At 73.6% G+C, this 330-nt stretch carries 1 pseudogene; it reads right to left on the bottom strand.

The features are described from left to right. A pseudogene (locus J0A67_RS23595) lies at nucleotides 1-330 on the bottom strand (hypothetical protein); the annotation flags it as partial.

The following is a 330-nucleotide window of genomic DNA, read 5'->3' as shown; positions in this document are numbered from 1 at the left end:
GACGTCGCCTTCCCGGCACTGCGCCAACAAGGCATCGGGCGCCCAAAACTGCGCGCGCCCCTGCGCCCATTCTCCGGCCACCGCCGTGGCGGCGCGGCTCGGCCCGGTGATCCAGCAGGTCAGCGGCGACTGCGCCACCAGCATGCCCGCCAGCGTCGATTTGCCGCGGCCGCGGGCGGCGGTCAGCACCCACACGCCGGACTCGGCCTGCAGCAGCGCCGTCAAGATCGCCTGTTGTTCCTCGGTCGGCCGGCCATCCGGCGGCTGCCACCCTTCACGCACCGGCAGCGCGGCCAGCGTCAGGGGCTCATCCTGCCGCCAGATCGTCAC

It is taken from the genome of Algoriphagus aestuariicola, assembly GCF_017254835.1.
Classification (GTDB): Bacteria; Bacteroidota; Bacteroidia; order Cytophagales; family Cyclobacteriaceae; genus Algoriphagus; species Algoriphagus aestuariicola.
This window is presented reverse-complemented; position numbering and strand designations above follow the sequence as displayed.